Annotated in this window: 16 protein-coding genes and 1 pseudogene; 2 read left to right on the top strand and 15 right to left on the bottom strand. The window is 57.0% G+C overall.

All coding sequences use genetic code 11. From position 1 onward, the window contains the following. Positions 1–28: 28 nt before the first annotated feature. The 11 genes from uxuA to EPD59_RS19080 all read right to left on the bottom strand — a co-directional run bounded on the left by uxuA (position 29) and on the right by EPD59_RS19080 (position 15,075). The gene (gene uxuA / locus EPD59_RS19125) at positions 29–1,201 is read right to left on the bottom strand and encodes a mannonate dehydratase (RefSeq protein WP_133274173.1); all 1,173 of its coding nucleotides are present in this window, start codon (positions 1,199–1,201) and stop codon (positions 29–31) included. A 184-nt stretch (positions 1,202–1,385) separates the two neighbouring features. After that, positions 1,386–2,264 carry an SDR family oxidoreductase gene (locus tag EPD59_RS19120; protein WP_133274172.1) on the bottom strand — a complete coding sequence of 293 codons (879 nt, stop codon included), beginning with the start codon at positions 2,262–2,264 and terminating at the stop codon, positions 1,386–1,388. Between the two features lie 13 nt (positions 2,265–2,277). Next, positions 2,278–3,156 carry a glycoside hydrolase family 3 C-terminal domain-containing protein gene (locus EPD59_RS23340; protein ID WP_205703449.1) on the bottom strand — a complete coding sequence of 293 codons (879 nt, stop codon included), beginning with the start codon at positions 3,154–3,156 and terminating at the stop codon, positions 2,278–2,280. Beyond that, entirely contained in the window at positions 3,093–4,487 is a 1,395-nt protein-coding gene (locus EPD59_RS22000; protein ID WP_205703448.1) for a glycoside hydrolase family 3 N-terminal domain-containing protein, read from the bottom strand. The genes EPD59_RS23340 and EPD59_RS22000 overlap by 64 nt, the downstream gene beginning before the upstream one ends. Positions 4,488–4,747: 260 nt before the next feature. Next, positions 4,748–5,824, bottom strand: coding sequence for an endo-1,4-beta-xylanase (locus tag EPD59_RS19110; RefSeq protein ID WP_133274171.1), 1,077 nt, complete (start codon positions 5,822–5,824; stop codon positions 4,748–4,750). 48 nt (positions 5,825–5,872) lie between these two features. Further along, a complete protein-coding gene (locus EPD59_RS19105; protein ID WP_133274170.1) occupies positions 5,873–6,739 on the bottom strand; it encodes a sialate O-acetylesterase in 867 nt (288 codons plus the stop codon). After that, positions 6,736–8,196 carry an agarase gene (locus tag EPD59_RS19100; protein ID WP_133274169.1) on the bottom strand — a complete coding sequence of 487 codons (1,461 nt, stop codon included), beginning with the start codon at positions 8,194–8,196 and terminating at the stop codon, positions 6,736–6,738. The genes EPD59_RS19105 and EPD59_RS19100 overlap by 4 nt, the downstream gene beginning before the upstream one ends. Before the next feature lie 93 nt (positions 8,197–8,289). Then, complete coding sequence (locus tag EPD59_RS19095; RefSeq protein WP_205703447.1) at positions 8,290–10,035, bottom strand: glycoside hydrolase family 2 protein; 1,746 nt, start codon at positions 10,033–10,035, stop codon at positions 8,290–8,292. A 218-nt stretch (positions 10,036–10,253) separates the two neighbouring features. Then, positions 10,254–11,771: a RagB/SusD family nutrient uptake outer membrane protein gene (locus tag EPD59_RS19090; RefSeq protein WP_133274168.1), complete on the bottom strand. Its 1,518-nt coding sequence runs from the start codon at positions 11,769–11,771 to the stop codon at positions 10,254–10,256. A gap of 131 nt (positions 11,772–11,902) precedes the next feature. Next, complete coding sequence (locus EPD59_RS19085; protein WP_165963665.1) at positions 11,903–14,008, bottom strand: SusC/RagA family TonB-linked outer membrane protein; 2,106 nt, start codon at positions 14,006–14,008, stop codon at positions 11,903–11,905. Beyond that, positions 14,002–15,075: a carboxypeptidase-like regulatory domain-containing protein gene (locus EPD59_RS19080; protein WP_133274166.1), complete on the bottom strand. Its 1,074-nt coding sequence runs from the start codon at positions 15,073–15,075 to the stop codon at positions 14,002–14,004. The genes EPD59_RS19085 and EPD59_RS19080 overlap by 7 nt, the downstream gene beginning before the upstream one ends. Before the next feature lie 509 nt (positions 15,076–15,584). Between EPD59_RS19080 and EPD59_RS19075 the strand changes: the two genes are divergently transcribed. Continuing rightward, on the top strand, positions 15,585–16,598 hold the full coding sequence (locus EPD59_RS19075; RefSeq protein WP_133274165.1) for a LacI family DNA-binding transcriptional regulator: 1,014 nt from the start codon (positions 15,585–15,587) through the stop codon (positions 16,596–16,598). Positions 16,599–16,633: 35 nt separating this feature from the next. On the opposite strand, the gene EPD59_RS19070 is transcribed toward EPD59_RS19075, so the two are convergent. From EPD59_RS19070 to EPD59_RS23885, 4 genes and pseudogenes are all read right to left on the bottom strand, one after another. Beyond that, entirely contained in the window at positions 16,634–17,089 is a 456-nt protein-coding gene (locus EPD59_RS19070; RefSeq protein WP_133274164.1) for a VOC family protein, read from the bottom strand. Between the two features lie 9 nt (positions 17,090–17,098). After that, positions 17,099–18,454, bottom strand: coding sequence for a Gfo/Idh/MocA family protein (locus EPD59_RS19065; RefSeq protein WP_133274163.1), 1,356 nt, complete (start codon positions 18,452–18,454; stop codon positions 17,099–17,101). Positions 18,455–18,489: 35 nt separating this feature from the next. After that, positions 18,490–19,284, bottom strand: a complete 795-nt coding sequence (locus EPD59_RS23890) for a 3-keto-disaccharide hydrolase (RefSeq protein WP_317128541.1) — start codon at positions 19,282–19,284, stop codon at positions 18,490–18,492. Further along, positions 19,279–19,880 (bottom strand): annotated as a pseudogene (locus EPD59_RS23885) (3-keto-disaccharide hydrolase); the annotation flags it as partial. The pseudogene EPD59_RS23885 and the gene EPD59_RS23890, both read right to left, overlap by 6 nt. Before the next feature lie 324 nt (positions 19,881–20,204). Here EPD59_RS23885 and EPD59_RS19055 point away from each other — a divergent pair. Next, on the top strand, positions 20,205–20,987 hold the full coding sequence (locus EPD59_RS19055; protein WP_133274162.1) for a hypothetical protein: 783 nt from the start codon (positions 20,205–20,207) through the stop codon (positions 20,985–20,987). Positions 20,988–21,000: the final 13 nt, after the last annotated feature.

Genomic DNA, 21,000 nt, shown 5'->3' with positions numbered 1-21,000 from the left:
TTGCGTCTCCGCACTGTTTTGGAGTTACTTATTCCGCTGCTAAGCTGCGCGAAATGCCCATTTCCAGACCGCGCAATTCGGCTAAGCCGCGCAGGCGGCCAATGGCGGAATAGCCGGGATTGGTTTTTTTGTGCAGGTCGTCGAGCATCTGGTGGCCGTGGTCGGGGCGCATGGGGAGGCTCACTTGGCGCTGGCGCATCACGGCTATCAGCTCGCGCATCACGGCGTACATGTCTACATCGCCTTCAAGGTGGTTAGCTTCGTAAAAATTGCCCCCCGCATCGCGCTGAGTGCTGCGCAGGTGAATGAAATGAATCCGGTCGGCAAACTGGCGTACCATCTGCGGCAGGTCGTTGTCGGCCCGCACGCCGAAGGAGCCAGTACAGAAGCATAAGCCATTATTTAGCGAAGGCACCGCGGTGGCTAACGCTTCCACGTCGGCGGCGGTGCTGACCACGCGCGGCAATCCTAGAATAGGGTAGGGTGGGTCGTCGGGGTGAATAGCCAGGTTCACGCCTACTTCTTCGGCCACGGGCACAATGGCTTGCAGAAACAGAATCAGGTGCTGCCGCAGTCGCGCTGCGTCGATGCCGTCGTACGCGTCTAGCGCCTGCTGAAACTGCGCGAGCGTGAAGCTTTCCTCTGATCCGGGCAAGCCGGCAATGATGTTGCGCTCTAACTGGTGCCGCTCGGCTTCGCTCATGCCAGCTAAGCGCGTCTTGGCTCGCGTCAATTCTTCAGACGTATACTCGTGAGCAGCCCCACGGCGCTTCAGCAGCAGCGCATCAAAGGCCACAAATGCATCTTTTTCGAAGCGCAACGCTTTAGAGCCATCTTCTACCTCGTAGGCCAAATCCGTGCGCGTCCAGTCCAGCACGGGCATGAAGTTGTAGGTGACGGTATGAATGCCGCAAGCAGCCAAGTTGCGCAGGCTTTGCTGGTAATTCGCAATGTAGTGCTCGAAGTTGCCGGTGCGGGTTTTGATCTGCTCGTGCACGGGCACACTTTCCACCACGCTCCACGTGAGGCCCGCCGCGGCTACTTCAGCCTGCCGCTGCTTGATGTCGGCTATGGGCCACACTTCACCATTCGGAATATAATGCAGGGCCGATACCACGTCGGTAGCACCGGCTTGGCGGATGTCGGAGAGGCTTACGGGGTCATTGGGGCCGTACCAGCGCCAGCTTTGAATGATAGGCATAGGGAAGAAAACACTAGGAGGACGTCAGGCAGGACGCAGTATCGCGCGGTCGTTGTCAGAATATTGTCATGCTTCAACCAGCGCAGCATGACATTCTGATGGGATGAGATTAGTCTTCCAACTAAACACGCGAGATGCTTCGCGGCGCTCTGTATGACTGCCTTTTGAACTGATTAATGACCAATTATACGCCACTGAAGGCATTGAAGCCACCATCCACCAATATCGTTTCACCGCTTACGAAGCGGGAGGCATCGCTGAGCAAGTAGATGAGCGTACCGGTCAGTTCCTCGGGCACGCCGAAACGCTGATAGGGCGTATGGGCGATGAATTTGCGGGCCCGATCTGTATGATTTCCGTCAGCGTCGAGTAACAAGGAACGGTTTTGCTCAGTCAGGAAAACGCCGGGGGCAATGGCATTCATGCGCAGGGCGCCGCCGTAGCGCAGGCCCAGCTCCGAAGCCATCCACTGCGTGTACGCTTCCACCGCTTTCTTGGCCATGGTGTAGCCCAACACCCGAGTTAGAGGCCGTTGGGCAGTAAGAGAGGAAATATTTACAATAGACCCGCGTCCTTTTTCGGCCATCACACGGCCAAAGATAGTGGTAGGAATGACGGTGCCGAACAGGTTCAGGTCTACCGCCTGGCGGGTTTGCTCAATGCTCAGATCAAACAAATCCTGGTCGGGACCGATGGTGGCGCCGGGCATATTGCCCCCCGCTGCATTCACCAAACCATCAATAGAACCCCAAGCAGCCAGAATCTCGTCGCAAGCGGCCTGCATTTTTTCCTGGTCTAGGACGTCCGTTAATACCGCCATGGCTTCGCCGCCCATGCCTTGAATTGCCGCCACGCGCGCCGCTGCTCGGGTAGCGTCGCGGCCGAGGATGGCTACTTTGGCGCCGGCCTCGGCCACGGCTAGCGACATAGCCTCACCCAGCACGCCCGTGGCCCCAGTAATGACAACGACTTTGCCGCGTAGGGAAAACTGATCAAGAGCGGCCTTCGGGCGAGGAGTGGAATCGGTGGCTCCATCGGGCTGCACGGGAATAGTAGAAAGCATATAGAGAGGTCGCTTAGGGTAGTAGGGTTAGTTTGCTTTCCAGCCGAATATCATCGGAGGCGGAGCCAACCATGAGCTGAAACTCGCCGGGCTCGGCGGCCCATTCCAGCTTCCGATTGTAGAAGGCAAGCTTGTCTTTATCGACGACGAACGTCACGGTCTGGGTTTCGCCGGGCTTGAGGCTGAGCTTCTTAAAATCCTTGAGTTCCTTCAGCGGCCGCGCTACCGAAGCCACCAAGTCGCGCAAATACAGTTGCACCACTTCCTCGCCGGCGCGCTGGCCCGTATTAGTCACCGTCAGCTGCACCTGCACCGTTTGGCCCGCACGCATGCTAGGCTGGCTGATTTTTAAACCATCATACTTAAACGTAGTGTAGCTCAGCCCGTGGCCAAAAGCGTAGCGCGGCGTATTGGGCGCGTCGATGTAGGCCGATTTGTAGCGAATGTCGCCGGGCTTGGTAACGGGCCGACCAGTGCTGTATTGCTGGTAGCTGATCGGAATTTGCCCCCCAGATTGCGGAAACGTAGCCGGCAGCTTGCCCGACGGATTATAGTCGCCATACAGCACGTTGGCCAGGGCCGCGCCGCCCTCCGAACCCGGCCACCAGCCGTACAAGATGGCATCGGCCTGATCGGCTATGGCGTTAAAAATGAGTGGCCGACCTGCCATGAGTATGACCACAATGGGCTTGCCGGTGGCTTTCAAGACTTGAAACAACTCTTCCTGCACGCCGGGCAAATGAATATCGGCGCGCGACTTGGCCTCGCCGCTCATGTCCCAGGTTTCGCCCACGGTCAGCACAATTACGTCGGCGGCTTTGGCCGTTTCTACGGCTTGCGCGAAGCCGGCGCGGGAGTCGCTCTGCACCTCGCAGCCTTTGGCGTAAAGCACCTGGGGGCATTTTCGCCGCCGCGCTTGGTCAGGCCGTCGTACACGGAGGTTATTTGGGTGGTATCGGCCAGCACAATCCAGCTGCCGGCCAGGTCGCGCTTGGCCTTAGCCAGCGGACCAATGAGGGCAATTTTGCGCTGCGAGGTTAAGGGCAGCGTGTTCTTCTCGTTCTTCAGCAGCACGATGGATTTCTGCGCTATCTGGCGGGCAGCCACGCGGTGCTGCGGGTCGCTGAGTACCTTTTTCTCGCGCTTGGCATCCGAGAACTTGTAGGGATCGTCGAACAGGCCCAACTCAAACTTTTTGCGCAGAATACGGCGCACAGCGTCATCCACGAGCCTTATGTCGGCTTTGCCATCTTTGACGAGCTGTGCCAGCGAAGCAGAATAAGCGTCGCTTTCCATGTCCATGTCGCTGCCGGCGGTTATGGCTTTTTGGGCGGCGTCGGCTTTATCCAGAGAATATCCCCAGGCCACCATCTCCTTGATCGAGCCCCAATCGCTCACCACGAAGCCGGGATATTGCCACTGACCCTTCAGGATGTCGCGCTGCAAATAACTGTTGCCGGTGGCCGGAATGCCGTTCAGGGTATTGAAAGAGTTCATAAACGTGGCTACGCCCGCGTCGGCCGCCGCTTTGAAGGGCGGCAGATACACCTCCCAAAGCTGCTGCTCGCTCATATCCACCACGTTGTAGTCGCGGCCGGCCAAGGCGGCCCCGTAGGCCGCGAAGTGCTTGGCGCAAGCCATTATGGCGTCGGTGCTGCCCAGCTTCTCGCCCTGAAAACCCAGCACGCGGGCTTTGGCAATCTGGGAGCCGAGGTAGGTGTCTTCGCCGGCGCCCTCCATCACGCGACCCCAGCGCGGGTCGCGGCCCACATCCACCATGGGCGCAAACGTCCAGTGGATGCCCGAAGCCGCTGCCTCGCGGGCCGCCACGTGCGCCGATTCGCGGATGGCCGCCAAGTCCCAGGAAGCCGCTTCACCCAACGGAATCGGGAAAACAGTTTGGTAGCCGTGAATCACATCGAGGCTGAACAGCAGCGGAATCTTCAGGCGCGACTTCATGGCTTCCGCTTGAATTGCGCGCGTGTCGGCTACGCCTTTCACGTTCAGCATGGAGCCTACCTGCCCGCTGCGAATGCTGTTGAGCAAATCGGTTTTGCGGTTGCTGACTGGGCCCGTCAGCTCGCGGCCCGAGTATTGGTTGAGCTGGCCGACTTTCTCCTCCAAGGTCATCTGGGCCAGCAAACTGCTGACGCGCTGCTCAATAGTAGCCGCCGTGGGGGGCTTTTTCTGGGCTAATCCGGTGGTGCCGGAGGCCAGCAACAATCCCAGGAGTAAATATCTGTGAAGAGGTAGGCGCATTCAGTTTAGGGTAAAAAGTCGCCGCTGGGGGGCAAAAACAAAGGATAAGATGTTCACTGGCGGCCACTAGCCACAGCTTTTCTATTAGCATCGACGCATTTCACCCACCAAGGCGGCCGACGCATGAACTACTGAAAAGCTGCTTTTCCATTCCCCAATGTGGCCAGTGGCCGCCAAGTGAACATAGAAGCACGGGCTTCTCTCAAGCCCGCACTAGTGCTTGATTATTGTAAAGCCTCCACAATGCCGTCGTAGGCGGGCTTGCGTTGGTAATTTTCGTCGAAGGGCAGGGGCCAATCGGGGCAGCTACAGTAGCCGCGCACCCAGGTATCCGCGTCGCCCACGTTCCAGGTGGTGATGCCGTAGCGCTGGGCAGCCGGCAGCGCCCTGAATGCCTGCACCACGGCTTTGTATTTGTCTTTCTGCGCCGCGGCCAGCGCCGGCGTGAACGTTGCCGTAGCCACCGCATCTCGGTTCATGGCAATGTCCAGCTCGGCCAAATGCACTTTGAAGCCGGTTTGAGCGGCCGTATTAATGGCGTTGGCCAGATTGGTATTGGAAATAGTACTGCTAGTATGCATTTGCAGGCCAATACCATGAATCGGAATACCACGGCTCTTTAGGCTGTTTACTAGGCCCAGAATAGCCGTGCGCTTCGTGGTGCTGTACTCGTGGCCATAGTCATTGTAGAAAAGCAAAGCCTCAGGGTCGGCTTGATGCGCGTACTCAAAGGCCCGCGCGATGTAGTCGTCGCCGAGCTTTTGCCGCCAGATGCTATTGCGCAACTGCCCATCATCCTCAAAGGCTTCATTTACCACGTCCCACGCCGCTACTTTGCCTTTAAAGTGCGCCACAACGGTCTGAATATGGGTTTTCATCAGGTTCTCCCACGCCGCCGTGTTGCCTTGGTAGTTGGTGACCCAACTGGGTAGCGACTTGTACCAGATGAGCGTGTGGCCGTGCACGCGGGCATTATTTTGCTGCGCAAACTCCACCAAATAGTCCGCATCGGTCCAGTTGTAAACCGTCTCGCTGGGATGCACCGCGCCAAATTTCATGGCGTTTTCGGCCGTCACGCTATTGTATTCGGTCTTTACCACGTTCAGGTAAGCGGCCCGCGTCTTTAGCAGATTAATGTTCACGGCCGCACCCATCGGAAAGGGCGCTACTTGCCGTAATGTGGTGCTGGGGGGCGTTTTTGGGGGTGTAGGCGTTGGAACAGGCGCCACGTCGCCGGACTCTTTGTTGCTGCACTGCATCAGTAGCAGGATGCAAAAGACGAGTACAGGCAACGATTTCATGAGCGGGGGAGTGAAGTAGTGAGCTGTTAAAGCAATGCCTAGGTAGCGTCAGGAGCGTTTGGGGCGTTTGGCCTTGGCTTGCAGACTGCGTATTGCCCGGGCATAGCGCTGGCCCATAAGCCGGGCGGAGGCGGCATCTAGGTGGATTTGGTCGCCGTTGTCGTGGGTGCCCTCAGCGCTGATGTAAGCGTAATGCGGCACCATTCGGGCAAGAGTAGCTATGGCCTCATTGAGGCGAATGGCCGCAGCATTAGTGGTTTTGCGACCGAGGCTATCGGCTTTTTCTATCTGAAATGCGGGCAGCTGACCAGCCACAAAGGGCACGCTAGGAGCTTGCAGATCCTGACGCAGCCGCACAATTAATTCAGTCAGGTTTTGGGCATAAGCCTCACTGCCGGCGGGGTTGCTGTCCGATTCGCCCTGGTGCCAAATGATGCCGGCCAGGGTACCGCTCTGCATTGCTGCTTTGGCCCGCGCTAGGGCATCGTCGTAGGGGTAGGTTTTGGTGGCGGGGTAAAACACGCCCGGCTGCCAAAAGGCAATGGCCGACCCGCCTACCGCGCACGGAATCAGCCCCACGGTGATGCCGGCCTCCTGCGCAACCAGAGTTTTGCCGAAGCTAAGTCCTGGCCCCATGCCGGCTACCGGCTTATCGAAGTGAACGGGGTCTTTGGCTACTTCCCACTGCCCGGCTTGGTTTAGGCGCAACACCCGCGGGTTAGGAAGTGTATCCTGCGCTGCTACCACCCCGCGCCCCGCCATATTCGACTGCCCAATGAGCAGGTAAAGCCGAAACTGCTCCTTACGCGCCGGCGGCGCTACCACCTCGCGCAGCCGCGGCCGCAGACTCTGCGCACCGGCCGAGCCTGTTAGCAGGAGCGTTAAGCTCAGCAGCAAAGTAGCGGCGTACTTCATGGTTGGGGCTGGCGTTTGTCGAAGAAGTCGGCCAGGGTGTACATCTGCTGGTTTAGCTCGCGCATCTTATCCAGCAGCGGTGTGTAGGGCTCCAGGTAGTTATTCACAATGCCCTTGTTGGCATTGGTATTCGAGGGCTCAGCGCCCACCAGGGTGGGGTCATTATCCTGGTACTTAAACCAGTGCCAGCCCACGCAATTCTTTGATTCCAGCAAACCCAGCGTGAAATTCTGGTAAAAAAGCCCCCTGTCCTCCTGCGTCTTCACTACCCAGCCTGCGCCTGCAGTGTTGGCCAGTCCGGGGGCGTCTTCGCCCTTCACGTACCATTCCGTCACCATGAAAGGCTTGCCGGCTACCTGCTCCCACTCGGCCACCCACTTCTTCTCGGGCGTCCAGTTGTTGTAGTAGTTGATGCTCACAGCATCGAGGTATTTGCCTGCCACGCGCATTAGCTCGGGGTAGTAGCGTTGGGCGCCGTGGAAGCGGCAGCCGAGGTACATGTGGTTGGGGTCGTTCTTTTTCATGGCCTTGGCCACGATGGAAAAGTAGCGCTCGGCGGCGTAGGCCAGGAAATCCTGGCGGTGCTGGTCGGTGATGGTGGCCAGGGTAATACCGCGCTCGTCGGCCCACTTTTTGGCGGCCACGTAGCCGGGCTCGGTGGGGGGCAACGTAAGGTAGCCGTCGAGGTTTTTGCGGAGCAGCGGCATCTCGTTGTCGGAGAAATAGCCGAAGAGGTTCTTGTCGTTCTTGTTCTTAGCCAGCTGCTTGGTAGCCTCCTCAACGAACTCCTCGAAGCCTGGATCGAACACGAAAATCACGTCGTTGGGGTAGCCTTTGTGGCCGGGCTGCACGTAGGTGCCGCCTCGCTTGCTCCCATAACCGCTCATCAAATCCAGATTGATGGTGTAAGCCAGCGGCTTATCAGCCTTCACGTTTTCGGCCTGAATCTCCTTGGTCGCTGACCAGGCGCCCGCGCCGTTAAAGCCGTTCGCAAACAGAAACTTACGGGTGGCGGACATCCAGCCCGCATTGTCCTTATACTTCTCCTGCAAAGCCTTCTTCGTGCGCTCCGAGCGGCCCGGCTGCACGTCATTAGGGGCATTGTGCAGGAAGTAGTAACCCTCCGGATCAATAGCCCACCAGCGTCCTTCGATTTTCTTCACGTGGAAAAAGCCCGTGGCCTTGGTGTGCTTGTCCAGCCGTCCGCCGTATTTGCTCAGCTTAACGGTAGCGGGCTTGAAGCCTTGCAGCTGCGCAATAGTGCGCGTAGGGTAATTCTTGTACTCCGAGAAACCCGCTTTTCCATCAATAGCGGAGTTATTGATGGTCTTTTTAGCCGCTACGCGCAGGGTGTATTCGGCGCTATCGCGGTTCTGGGCCTGTGCAGCAGTAGTAGCACCGAGCAGCAACAGAAAAGCCCCAACCAGTCGAACGTCATGCAGAGCAGAGCGAAGCATCTCGCGTGCTGATGCGTGAGTACCACTCTGACTACAGCTGGCGAGATGCTTCGCTCTGCTCTGCATGACGTTCTGGCTTACGGGTTTCATATTCTATTTGCTGTCGTATTTCTGGGCCAGCTGCCGATAATATTCCTGCAGCACGTAGAAGGCTTTTTTCTTTACGCCGGTGCTCGAAATCAAGCCTTTGCGGTTGAAGCCGTTCTGATACACGGGGTGCTGGCGGCGGGTGGCGCGGAAGTCGGCCAGAATCCAGGGAGTCATGCCGCGGAGACCAGAAATGCCCCCCAGCATCTTGATCTGGTTCTGGTACAATGCTTCCTGGTACTCCTCGCTCCAGCGGGTGTTGGCGTCGCCGTGGTATCCGGCAAGGGCATCGCCGCCAAACTCGCTGATGATCACGGGTTTTTTGTACTTGATGTCGAAGCTATACTTGGTGATTTCGCCGGGCTTGCCGCCCCAGTACCAGCCAGCGTACTCGTTGATGCTGGTCAGGTCCAGGAACTCGCCCAGCGGGTCGTCCACGTGGATCACGTTGTCGGGGGTGCGGTGCAGCTCCAGCGCGGCCGAAATCATGCGCGTATCATCTAGGCTGCGCGCTTTCTTCGCCAGGTTGCTCATAAACTTCAGGCGGGGCTCGCCCAGTGGCGTTTCGTTACCCACCGACCAAATCACAATGCTCGCGCGGTTTTTACCCACGTTGATCAGGTCCGAGAGCTGGGTTTCGGCATTCTGGTAAGTCGCGGGATTTTCCCAGGCAATGGTCCAGTACACCGGCACTTCAGCCCACACCAACAAGCCCATTTCGTCGGCCAGCTTGAGCATGATTTCGTTGTGCGGGTAGTGAGCGAGGCGCACGAAGTTGCAGCCCAGCTCCTTGGCCCAAGTCAGCATCATGCGTAAGTCGCCTTCGCCGCGGGCCCGGCCGGGAATTAGCGGGTTTTCATCGTGCATGGAAATGCCACGCATAAAGATGGGCTTGCCGTTCAGCAAAATGTCCTGACCCCGCGTCTGAATGGTGCGGAAGCCGATTTTGTCCTGAATAGCGTCGCCACTCGCACTTAAGGCAACAGTATAGAGCTTGGGCGTTTGGGGCGACCAGAGCGTGAGCTTGCGGGCCGGCACGCTGAAGGTGGCGCGCCCTTCGGCGTCGGTTTTCATGGTTTGCTTAATTTCCGCTTCGGCAATATTCAGGCTCACCGTTTGGCCGGCTCGGCCTTCGCCGCTGAGCTGCACGTAGCCGGTAAGCGTTTTGGCGTCGTCCTTAGATAGCTGAACTTTGTAGTCAACGATATAGGTATCAGGCGTTTCGGCAATAAACACGTCGCGGGTGATGCCGCCGTAGTTCCACCAGTCCGTGTTGATGGTCGGTACTGCTTCGGGGCGGCGGGTGTTGTCGGCCTTCACGACCACAAAATTGCCCCCCGAGGGGTTGAGGCCGGTCGTGATGTCGTACTGAATCGGGGTGAAACCGCCCTTGTGCATGCCCAGCTTCTTGCCGTTCAGGTAAATGTGCGACTCGTAGTTAATGGCCCCGAAATACAGGAAATAGCGCTTGCCGGCCTTGGGCGTCAGGTTGAAGCTTTTCTTAAACCAGATGGTGCCTTCGTAATAGAGCAGCTCCGGCCGCTGCGAATTCCAGTCACCCGGAATCTGCATGGCCTGCGACTTATCGAAGTCGTACTCAATCAATTCCTCTTCCTGCGTGCTGCTAGGCTTCTGGTTATCATAATAGCCGCCCTTGCCCGACTTCGACTGATCAAAGGCCTCGCGGCGGTAGTCGTAGAAGCCATTCTCGTAGGGGTCAATGATGTAGTTCCAAGATCCGTTCAGGCTCAATACACGGCGCTGGGGGCATTTTGGAGCAACGCCGACTGGGCCTGTACTAGCTGGCTGCTGAATGTGCCAACCAGCAGCAGTACAGAGGCTATCAGCGTTTTCATCAGGTTCGGTAAAGTCATAGCAGGGTGTAAAAAGTGAAATAGCGACTTGGTGCGATGCTGAGTTGGCTGTTTGAGAAGTACAAACCGCGTCAGCTCAGCATCACACCGCAGTGCTTAGTTGTAGCCGGGGTTCTGGGTCAGAATCGGGTTGGTTTGGATTTCCTGCACCGGAATGGGGAACAGCAGCGAGTTCTGGCTGAGGCGAATGGTGCTGTTGGCGCGGGTGAAGAAGGCATTCATTACTGGAATAGCCCGGTCGGTGCGCACCAGATCAAACCAGCGGTGACCTTCAAAATTCAGTTCCAAGCGGCGCTCCACTTCCAGGCGGGTGCGCAGGGCTTCGCGGGTGGTGGCGGCGGGCAAATCTACGGTGGCGCTGGGCGTAGCCACCGGCAGGTTGCGCGAGCGACGAATTACCTGGTTCACGGCCGTAAGAGCAGCAGCGTTGGGGCCGCTTAGCTCATTCACGGCTTCGGCATACATCAGCAGCACATCGGCGTAACGCAACACGATCCAGTCGTTTTCGGCATCGAAGGCGCTGGTAGGCACGTCGTTGTACTTTTTGGTATAGTAGAGCGTAGGGTTGCTGCCGCTGGTGAAGGCACCGAAAGAGGCAGTGGCACGTACATCCGTCGTGCCGCTGGCCGTGAAGGCGGCTACTAGGTCCGGATCTACACTGTTGAACTGCTGGCCGGTGCCCACGTTGCCATTTACGGTGGTAGCCACCGCGGCGGTTAGGGCCGGCATAAACCAAGTGCTGAACGCACTACCCACCCCAAGTGCGCCCTTGCTGTAGCGCGCCGCGAAGATGATTTCGCTGTTCATCTCATTGGTAGTCAGAAAGATGTTGGCATAAGCAGGCTGCAACGCGTACGTTGTGCCGGTGGCTAGCGGCTGCAGCGTACTCACAGCCTGCTGATACTTCTTCTGCGTAAGTAGCACCTTGCCCAGCAAAGCTGTAGCAGCACCTTTGGTAGCGCGGCCGAGGTTGGCAGTGGTTTGCGTCGGCGGCAAGTTAGCTTCGGCGAAAGCCAGGTCTTCCTCAATCAGCGCGTACACTTCCGTCACTGGTTGACGACCAAATTCGTAGGCTTCGGGAATGCTTTCGATTTCACGGGTCACCAGCGGCACTTCGCCCCAGATGCGCACGGCATTGAAGTAGGCTAAGGCTCGAATGAAGCGCACCTCCGCGTAGAACCGGTTACGAGTAGCATCGGTGAGCTTGACAGCGCCACCGCGGTTCAGCACAATGTTGCAGCGCGCAATGGTGCGGTACGTCGATTGCCAATAGCTCTGTAGGTGCTGATTGTCGCTCACCAGCGTGAAATCGTTGTACTCGTTGAGTCGCTCGCCCGACGACACGGTGAAGCTGTTATCCGACGGAATTTCGCCGAAGATGAACAGGCCGCGGCTGCCGCCCGAGCGACCGTACAAGTCCTGCAAGGAGGCGTAAGTCGCCGTCACCCCGTTGAAGATGCTCAATGAATCGGTGTAGCCCTCCACGGTAGGCAGGCGCGTGGGGTCGGTTAGGTCAATAAATTCGTCCCGACACGAGGTAGTGCCCAGGGAAGTCAGGCCCAGCAGCACCGTTACGCCAGCACCGACAAGTATATTTTTGTAGTTGAAAGTCATGATGAGAGAAGTTGATAGGGCTTAATTGGGCTTGGTTTGCGCTGGCTTCAGACTGGCTTGAGCACGAGCCGCCAACAACTAAGCACTAATGAGTTAGAAGCCAACTTGGATGCCCAGGGTGAGGGTGCGGTTCATTGGGTAAGAGCCCTGATCGACGCCGTATGTGGGGTTGCTGGTATTGCCGTAGTTGTTGGCTTCGGGTTATAGCCCACGTATTTGGTGAAGGTGTACAGGTTCTGCACCGAGGTGTAAATGCTCGCGTTTTGCAAGCTGGCTTTCTTGGCCCATTGCTCGGGCAGGTTGTAGCGCAACGTCACGTTGCGAATGCGTAGGAATGAAGCGTCGTGGATGAAATAGGAATTGAACACCGTGCGCAGCGAACTAGCGGAAGTGGCGCGGGGCGTCTTGCCATCGCCTGGGTTTTCGGGACTGCGCCAGCGGTCCACTAGCTCCACACGGCCGTTGGTTTGGCCCGGCGAGTTGAAGGTGTACCGGTCGCCCCCGTAGAGAACCTCGTTGCCCTGTGAGCCTTGCAGCGTAACGGCCAGTGATAGGGCTTTATATCCGAAAGTGTTTTGCAGACCGTAGGTGAAATTGGGGAACGGGTTGCCGATGGGGCCAATATCTTGGGTGTTGATAACGCCATCGCCGTTGCGGTCCTTGAATTTGAAGTCACCCGGTAGCACGGCGGTATTACTAGCTGTCCATTTGGGGCTGCTGTCGATGTCGCTTTGGTCGCGGTAGAGTCCTTCCTGCTCGTAGCCATAGAATACACCCAGCGGCTGGCCCGGCACTACCCGAATGGAGCCGGTGTAACCGAACACGGCATCGAAGGTGATTTGCTCATTGGCGCCAGCGAGGGCAATGACCTCGTTGCGGTTCATCGAGAGGTTAGCGGCGGTGCTCCACGTGAAGTCGCCTTGCACAATGTTGGCTGTGTTCAGCTGAAACTCTAGGCCGCGGTTGCGTACTTCCCCCACGTTGGCTAGTGCCCGTGCCGAGTAACCTAGCAAGGCCGGAATGTTGCGGTTGAGCAGCAAATCGGTGGTATTGCGCTGGTATGCGGCCACCGTCAGGTAGATCCGGTCGCGGAACAAGCCCAGGTCAAAACCGGCATCGAACTGCGTATTGGTTTCCCAGCTTAAGTCGCGAATAGCCACCCCGTTGGGCGAGAAACCATAGAAGCGGGTGCCTGTGCCAGCGCCGAATACGTAGTTGGCGGCTGTCTGATAGCTCTGGTAGTTGTAGTCGCCGATGTTGTTGTTGCCGGTTACGCCGTAGGAGGCGCGCAGCTTCAGCTCTGAAATAGTAGGAATGCCCTTGATGAAGTTTTCCTCACCCAAGCGCCACGCCAAAGCCACGGAAGGGAAGGTAGCGTAGCGGTTTTCTGGGCCGAAGCGTGAGGAGCCGTCGGTACGCAGCGCAGCTGTTAGAATGTAGCGCTCCTTGAAGGCGTAGTCGAGGCGACCGAATACCGAGGTCAGGGCGTTTGCTGAATAGTTGGCTTGCCCAAACAGCTGGCCGGCGGCGGTAGCGTACTCAATGTTGGTATTGGTGTAGGTGCCCGTTTGGCCCAGCACCGTGCTGCCTTCGTTGGTGTTGCGCTGGGCCGAGTAACCAGCTAGCAGCGTGAGGTTATGGTTGATGCCGAGCGTGCGGTTGTAGGTGGCCGTATTCTCCCATACCCAGTTCAGGTTGGTACCGTTGGCCTGCCGCGCGTCGATGTTGTTGAGCACCGGGTTGGAGATGTTAGCGCCCTGGTTGCTATTAGTCGGCAACGACGCCGGCACGTAGATCGCGCGGCGGGTGTTGAGCAACTCTGCCCCAAAATTGGTGCGGAGCGTCAGCCCCGTGATAGGCTCGAATTCTAGGTAAGTAGAGCCCAGCGCGCGTATGGCGCTGGCGCGGTCCTTATATAAATCAACCGTAGACACAGGATTTAGCAGGTCACCCGGCGTAGTCAGGCCCGAGCCTGAGTTGCGGATGGCGCCATAGTCGCCGTTGGCCAAGCGCACGGGCACCACGGGCGGCAGAATCAGCGCCGACGTTATGATGGCTGTTTCGCCGCCGGGGCCGCCGCCCTGGATGTTGCCGCCGTTGTAGCTCCCCGAAATCGGCTTTACGTCGGTGCGCGAGTAGTTGGGGGCCAAACTCAAGCCCAGTTTCAGCTTCTTGCCGAGTTGTGCGTCGTAATTGGCCCGCAGAGAAAACCGCTCGAAGCCGGTGTTATCTACCACGCCTTTTTGCTTAAAATAGCCCCCGAGATGTAAAAGCGCGAAACGTTGGTGCCCCCCGAGGCCGCAAGCTGGTACTGCTGCTGCATGCCGGTGCTGAACACCTCGTCCTGCCAGTCGGTGTCGGGCAGATCTGGGGCGCCTGGTTGTAGCTGGGCCGGAATGGCGCGGTTGCCATTCGTAAACGATTCGCGGAGGTAATCCAGGTATTGGTCACGGTCCATCAGGTCCACCTTTTTAGCTACCTGAATAATGCCGGTGTTAGCAGTGAAGTTGAAGCGGGTTTTGCCGTCGTTGCGGCCGCGCTTGGTAGTCACAATCACGATGCCGTTGCCGCCACGCGAGCCGTAGATGGCGCAGGCCGCCGCGTCCTTCAGAATCTGAATCGACTGAATGTCACCGGGTGGAATCTGGTTGTAGCTGTCGGCGCTGTTGAGCGGGTAACCATCCACAACATACAGAGGCGAGTTGCCAGCCGAAATCGAACCTAGCCCACGGATGCGGATAACCGCGCCGGCACCCGGCTCCCCGGATGGCTCGGTTACCTGGGCGCCGGCCACCAAACCCACCAGCGCCTCATTGGGCGAGGCCACCGGCAGCAGTTCCACTTCCTTGGCCGAGACGGAAGCAATGGAAGTGGTCAATAGCTTTTTCTCCTGTACGCCGTAACCCACTACCACCACTTCACTCAGCGTCTTGTTGTCGGGTGCTAAGGCTACGTTTACCGTCTCGCGCCCATTTATAGCTACTTCCTGCGCCAGGTAACCGATAAAGGAAAACACCAGCGTGGCATCACTCGGAGCCGTGATTTTATAGCGGCCGTCGGGGTCCGTTTGGGCACCGTTGGTGGTGCCTTTTACTACCACGTTCACGCCGGGCAAGCCTTCGCCTCGCTCATCAATTACCCTACCCGTGATGATCACGTCGGCCAGCAAACCGGAAGTAACGCCAGGGGTAGGTGCCGTCGGAGCGGCCTGTAGCCCGTTGCTAAAACCGAGGCTGAGTACGGGCAGCAGGATTAGCGGCCTTGTAACCCAACGCAACGGTTGAAAATGTAAAGTACGAGTCATAGAGGTGTGGGAATTGTTGTTGAGCAAAGACGAGGAGACAGGCTTGCTGCCACGAGCAATCGGCAGCAATTCACGGGCACAGCCGCTAATCGAACAGTAAATATTTCAATTATCGATGCTGGGGGGCTTTCTTATTCAGTGGAATAAGAGATGGTGATGGACAGCACATAAGCTGCTGAATTGGGAGGAATTCAACATTTTCTTTAACTGCTCCGCCCTGCTAAGTACAGTAGATTTAGCAGTCAAATCATAGATAAAGGCCCTGTTTATCTACGTAAACGTTTACATTTCCCTGGGTGAGAACATAGCCAGGCGCATATGGAAATAGGGCGTAGTCACCAGGAATTAGTGAGTTGTGATAATGCTATTCGTGGGTGCTGGCAGTGCCTGTTTTACGCGTTACGCTATAATTTGCCATTGCTTAAAATGCGTTAGCTTTACTCAGCTGAGCCATTACCCTTTCCATTCACCTCCATATTCACCCATTTTCAGCTTCATTCAAGCGTTTGATGAGTCAAGTAAATTTGAAACGGCTGGCGCAGGAACTGAACCTATCAATTGCCACGGTTTCCAGAGCGCTTCAGGACAGCTACGAGGTATCGCCCCAAACGAAAGAACGGGTAAAGGCGCTGGCCGCTGAGCTGAACTACCAACCCAATGCCTACGCCAGCAGCCTGCGCCGCAACGTCAGCAAGACCATTGGAGTCGTTATTCCGGAGGTTGCCAATCATTTCTTCTCGCTGGCTATCAATGGAATAGAGGAAATCGCGCGCCAGAGTGGTTACCACGTGCTTATCTATCTCACCCACGAAAATCACGAGCGGGAAGTCGCTATTACGCAGTACCTGACCGGCGGCCGCGTCGATGGTATTCTAATGTCGGTGGCGAGTGAAACGCAGGAGTTTGCCCACTTGCAGCACTTGTACGCCAGCAAGCCCGCCATTGTGTTTTTCGACCGGGTGTGCGACGCCGTAGCCACCGCCAAAGTCACCACCAACGACTACGAAAGTGGCTATATAGCTACCAAACACCTGATTGAAGCGGGCTGCCGCCACGTGGCCCACATGTCAGTGTCGGGCAACTTGTCCATTGGGCGCATGCGCATGCAAGGCTATCAGGCGGCGCTGGCCGACCACTCGATTCCCTTCGACGAGAGCCTGATTCTGGACGGCGAGGCCAGCGACGAGCGCAACACCGAACTGATAATGGACCTGCTACGCAGCCGCCCCGAGGTAGATGGCGTTTTTGCCTCCGTCGAGCGCCTGGCTATCAGCAGCTACCAGGCGTGCAAAAACCTGGGCCGCTCTATTCCGGAAGACGTTAAAATCATCGGTTTCTCCAACCTGGGCGTAGCCTCCCTGCTCGACCCAGCCCTGACCACGATTACTCAGCCGGCCTACGAAATCGGCAAGGAAGCCGCCAAGATTCTGCTGCGCGCCATTGAGAAGAAAAAAGCCATTCTGCCCAGCCAAAGTATCATCTTGAAGTCGGAGCTATTTCAGCGCAAATCGACAGCTTGCTAGGCAAGTAATTTGCCCCCCAGACGACAGAATTTAGCTTATTTGGCGTCGTTGATTTCGATCCAATAGCCGTCGGGGTCCTGCAGGTAAATTTGCTTTACGCCATCTATTCTGGTAGTCGGTGTTTTACCGTCGCCCTTTAGGTTGGTGTACGCCACTTTTTGCTTTTCTAGCTGCGCGATAAAGTTGCTGAGCGAACTCACACTAAAGCACAGATGCGTATCCTTAGCTGTGACGGGCGCGCAGCCCCGCTGAATAATGTGGAGCTGAAGCGCCGGCCCAATGCTAAACCAAGCGTGCGCGCCGTCATTGAAGGGGTTCGCAATTTCTTTCAGCTGGAGAGCGTCGCGGTAAAAAGTCACGCTTTTCTGTAAGTCGCGCACGCAGAGCGCTGCGTGATTGAAATGCGGACCATCGGTTTTATTTGCTTGGGCCACGACCCGCTGGGGGGCAAATAGGGCAAGTAGGAAAGCCAGAAAAAAGACGTTTTTCATCAGGTAGTGCTATAGCGTGAACACTTTGCCCCCCACCATCACTTCCTGGGTTTTCTCATCAAACGTGGCCTTCATACCCGTGTGCGCGGCGGCCGTGGTCATGATGTTGGCAATGGAGTGGCTGTAACCGGCCTCCACGGGCGCGTGCGGCGCTTTGCGGCTGCGTACGCTCTCCATCCAGTTGCGGACGTGGTTGGAGGTCAGCGTATCGCCCCCAGTGTTGGCCGATGCTACCACCGCTTCGGCCGCGGCTAAGCTCATTTCCGGCAGCAGATTGGCCTGGAGCTGCATGGCTTCAGCAAACTTCTTGGTCAGGCCGCCGCGGGGCGACACTTGGTTGGTAATCAGGTTGAGCTCGCCGCCATTGGAATAATAAATCTCGGCGGGGCGCTCATCGCCGTTGTGCATACGGGAGCCAAATGTTACCTGGAAGCCGGTAGACGGGTCATTGAGCGGGCCATAGTCGAACACAGCCGTCATGGTATCCCAGTTGCGGCGACCGTCTTTCCACATATAAATGCCGCCGTTGGCTACCACGCTGCGCGGGTGGGGCAGGCCGGTAAACCAATGCACAGTATCAATCTGGTGGCTCATCCATTGGCCGGGCAAGCCCGAGGAATAAGGCCAGAACAGACGGTATTCCAAGTATTTGCGTGGGTCGAAAGCCTCAGCGGGTCGGTTCATCAGAAACCGCTTCCAATCCACGTCAGATTCCTTGAGCTGAGCTACCAACGCCGGGCGGCGCCAGCGGCCGGGCTGGTTCACGTTCCAGGTAAGCTCCACCATTGTAATCGGCCCAAACTTGCCCGACTTAATAAAGGCTTCGGCCGCGTGGTAATTGCTGCCGCTACGGCGCTGGGAGCCAATCTGGATAATGCGGTCGGAGGCTTTGATGGCTTTCAGCGCGGCCCGGTTGTCGGCCATGGTTTCGGCGAAGGGCTTTTCCACGTAGGCATCGCAGCCGGCTTTTACGGCCTCAATGGCGTGCAGCGCGTGCTGAAAATCGGCGGTGCCGATAAACACGGCGTCCACGGCCTTCTTGCTGTACATCTCCTCGTTGTTGCGGTAGGCTGCTACGTCGTGGCCCAGCTTTTCTTTCCAGGCGGCCGCGCCTTCTTCCCGCCGCTGCTTCCAAATGTCCGACACGGCCACCACATCGAAGTTTAGCTCCTTGTAATGGTTCATAAAGCAGGGCATGTGCGACTGCTTATGTCGGTCGGAAAAACCCACCACGCCCACGCGCACCCGGTCATTCGCCCCAATGATGCGCTTATAGCTGCTGGCCGACCAGCTAACCTGCGAAAAAAGCACCCCAGCGCTGGCTAAGGCCGTTTGCTTGATAAACTGACGACGTTCGGTAGACATGGGAATCTTCTTGGTTAGGGTGGGAGCAGAGGCAACTACTTCAGCTCTTTGATCTTGATACTGCGGAAGGAAACCAGATTGCCGTGGTCCTGCAAGAGAATGTGACCAGCCGCCGCCTCACCGAAATTTGGCCACACCTTGTACTTGCTCTGAGCCACTAAATCCCGGAATTCCTGGGAACCGCGCACGTATTCCAGCACTTTCGCCCCATTCAGATAATGCTCCACCCGGTTATCCGGATACACGATTATGCGGCCCACATTCCACTCCCCGATGGGGTGAATAAAGCGGGGGTTCTTGTCGGCTTTCTTCAGGTCATAGAGTGAGGCTAGGGTGCGGTTGCCGTCGCGGCCAAGCTTGGCGTCGGGGTGCAGCGCATCGTCGAGCACTTGGTACTCTAAGCCGATAGCAGAACCTTGGGTCTTTTCGTCGAGGGTCACGAAGTATTTCACGCCGCTATTGGCTCCCGGCGACAGTTTAAACTCAAAGGATAAGTCGAAGGCTTTGTACTGCTCTTTGGTAACGATGTCGCCGCCGTTTGCTGCCTCTTTGCCTTCAGAAGATAGCACGGTGAGGGTGCCATCGGTGGTTTTCCAGCCTTGGGCCGGGAACGTCGCAGCCTTGGCGCTGCGCCAGCTCGACGGGTTTTTGCCATCAAAGAGTAGCTTCCAGCCGTGCTGCTTTTCGTAATCCGTCAGGTAGTTAGGTACGAAGTTGACAACGTAAATGTCGGCGGGGAAAGCGCTGGGCTTCAGGTTAGTCGTCTTGATTTTGATGTTTTTGAAGTAGACCTTTTTGCCTTCCTGCTCTTTGGTAGTAATGCCGTGCACTTGCAGCCCAATGAAGCCTTTTGGATCAACGGGGTCCACCACGTAAGCCACGGGCTTATCGTTGATCCAGGTTTTCATCTCGTTGCCGATGCACTCCACTTTGATGTGGTTGTACTGGCCCACCTTGAAAAGCGGCTTGGCCTGGGGGTGCAAATCCAGCGGATAAAGCCATTGCCGGCGCGCCTCGTCGTAAATGCCCCCGACCAGCTCCGCGCCGACGGATCGACCTCCACTTGTCGACCATAGACTTTATTCTCGAAGCCCGGCGTGTTGAAGTGGCTGCGAGTTTGCACGCCGGAATTGCTCACCGTGCTTTCAATCATCAGATCAAGCTCCAGCTGAAAGTCGCCGTACTCTTTCTCCGTGACCAAAAACGTGTTGCCCGAGTTCATCACGGTCGTGCCCACAATAGCACCGTTTTCCACTTTGTAGTCGGCCGTGCCCGCCAGGCGCTTCCAGCCCTTTAGGGTCTTGCCATCGAAAAGGTTCTGCCACTCCTCGGCCGTGCTAGCCGCCGCTTGCTGGGGCTGGCCGAAAGCCAGCGCTGCCAGGGTCAGGTAGGCAAGTAAGAATCGTTTGGTTTTCAAAGGGCTCATTTGATGAGATGTAAAATCAGGTCAGGTTAAGTCAAGCTACTAAAGTTTCGGCAGTCAGCCGATATACATTATCCGCAAAGCTCTGCGCTGCAAGTCTATAATCAGCCTATTCTACTCTTTCAGGCTGTTAGCCGTTGTAAGCAACCAAAAGAAAGCTGCTAGAACATCAATTCATCTTGCTGTTATATATCATCTGCCCAATACTAGTGCTTAGGCAAAAAGTCCGATGTTTCTGTAATTAGCATACTGCCATCATCTGCGTACCCAACAGATACAGTAGTGCATTCGTAAGATTACACAACCACACAACCTCAACTGCTATTCATGACAACTACTGCTACTTTCGATTCGGGAGTGCCCGTTACGGCTGCACGCGTTTGGCGCTGGCTGGCGGCTCTGAGTATTCTGGGTAATATCGGCCTGAACTATTACAGCCAAGCCTATCCCTTCAATGGGCAAACCATGGGCGCGGTCTCGGCTCAGTATCCTACCCTGATTACGCCTGCGGGCTACGCATTCAGCATTTGGGGGGCAATTTTTCTGGCCCTAACCATTTACGCGGTGTGGCAGCTGCTACCTGCTCAGCGCCACAACGCCCTGCCCGATACCATAGCCGTGCCGCTCACTATGGCTAGCGTGGCTACGGCGGCCTGGGTGGCGCTGTTTGCCTACGAACTGATTGAACTTAGTGTGCTTACCATGCTTGTGATTCTGCTTGCGCTAATCATCGTGTATGGCCGGGCACGGCGGCAGGTGTTGGCTGGCGAGGCATCGGCCTGGGTAAGTGTGCCTTTTGCCTTGTACCTGGGCTGGATTTCGGTGGCTTCGGTGATCAATATCACGCTGGGTTTGCGCGATATGGGCGTACAGTCGGCGCTGAATGTATCTGTGCTGCTGGCGTTTGGGCTGCTGGCTATTGTCGTGGCGCTAGGGCTTATTATAAGCCGGGCTTTTCAGGAAATGGTGTATCCGCTGGTGTTAGCATGGGCTTTGGTGGCCATTTGGGTGGCGCAACGCACCGACTACCCTGAGCTGGGTTGGGCGGCGCTTATCGGGGCAGTGCTAGTGGGGGTGGGGGGCTTTTTTCTGTCCCGAAGCCGAGCTTAGCCGCCAACATCGG

It is taken from the genome of Hymenobacter radiodurans, assembly GCF_004355185.1.
In the GTDB taxonomy this organism is placed as follows: domain Bacteria; phylum Bacteroidota; class Bacteroidia; order Cytophagales; family Hymenobacteraceae; genus Hymenobacter; species Hymenobacter radiodurans.
Note: the sequence above shows the minus strand (reverse complement) of the source record. Positions and strands in the feature narration are given on the sequence as shown.

Bases quoted from the DNA above. Each gene is read 5' to 3' on its own strand.
- uxuA (WP_133274173.1), bottom strand. From the start codon at position 1,201: ATGCCTATCATTCAAAGCTGGCGCTGGTACGGCCCCAATGACCCCGTA.
- EPD59_RS19120 (WP_133274172.1), bottom strand. From the start codon at position 2,264: ATGCTTTCTACTATTCCCGTGCAGCCCGATGGAGCCACCGATTCCACT.
- EPD59_RS19110 (WP_133274171.1), bottom strand. From the start codon at position 5,824: ATGAAATCGTTGCCTGTACTCGTCTTTTGCATCCTGCTACTGATGCAG.
- EPD59_RS19105 (WP_133274170.1), bottom strand. From the start codon at position 6,739: ATGAAGTACGCCGCTACTTTGCTGCTGAGCTTAACGCTCCTGCTAACA.
- EPD59_RS19100 (WP_133274169.1), bottom strand. From the start codon at position 8,196: ATGCTTCGCTCTGCTCTGCATGACGTTCGACTGGTTGGGGCTTTTCTG.
- EPD59_RS19090 (WP_133274168.1), bottom strand. From the start codon at position 11,771: ATGACTTTCAACTACAAAAATATACTTGTCGGTGCTGGCGTAACGGTG.
- EPD59_RS19080 (WP_133274166.1), bottom strand. From the start codon at position 15,075: ATGACTCGTACTTTACATTTTCAACCGTTGCGTTGGGTTACAAGGCCG.
- EPD59_RS19075 (WP_133274165.1), top strand. From the start codon at position 15,585: ATGAGTCAAGTAAATTTGAAACGGCTGGCGCAGGAACTGAACCTATCA.
- EPD59_RS19070 (WP_133274164.1), bottom strand. From the start codon at position 17,089: ATGAAAAACGTCTTTTTTCTGGCTTTCCTACTTGCCCTATTTGCCCCC.
- EPD59_RS19065 (WP_133274163.1), bottom strand. From the start codon at position 18,454: ATGTCTACCGAACGTCGTCAGTTTATCAAGCAAACGGCCTTAGCCAGC.
- EPD59_RS19055 (WP_133274162.1), top strand. From the start codon at position 20,205: ATGACAACTACTGCTACTTTCGATTCGGGAGTGCCCGTTACGGCTGCA.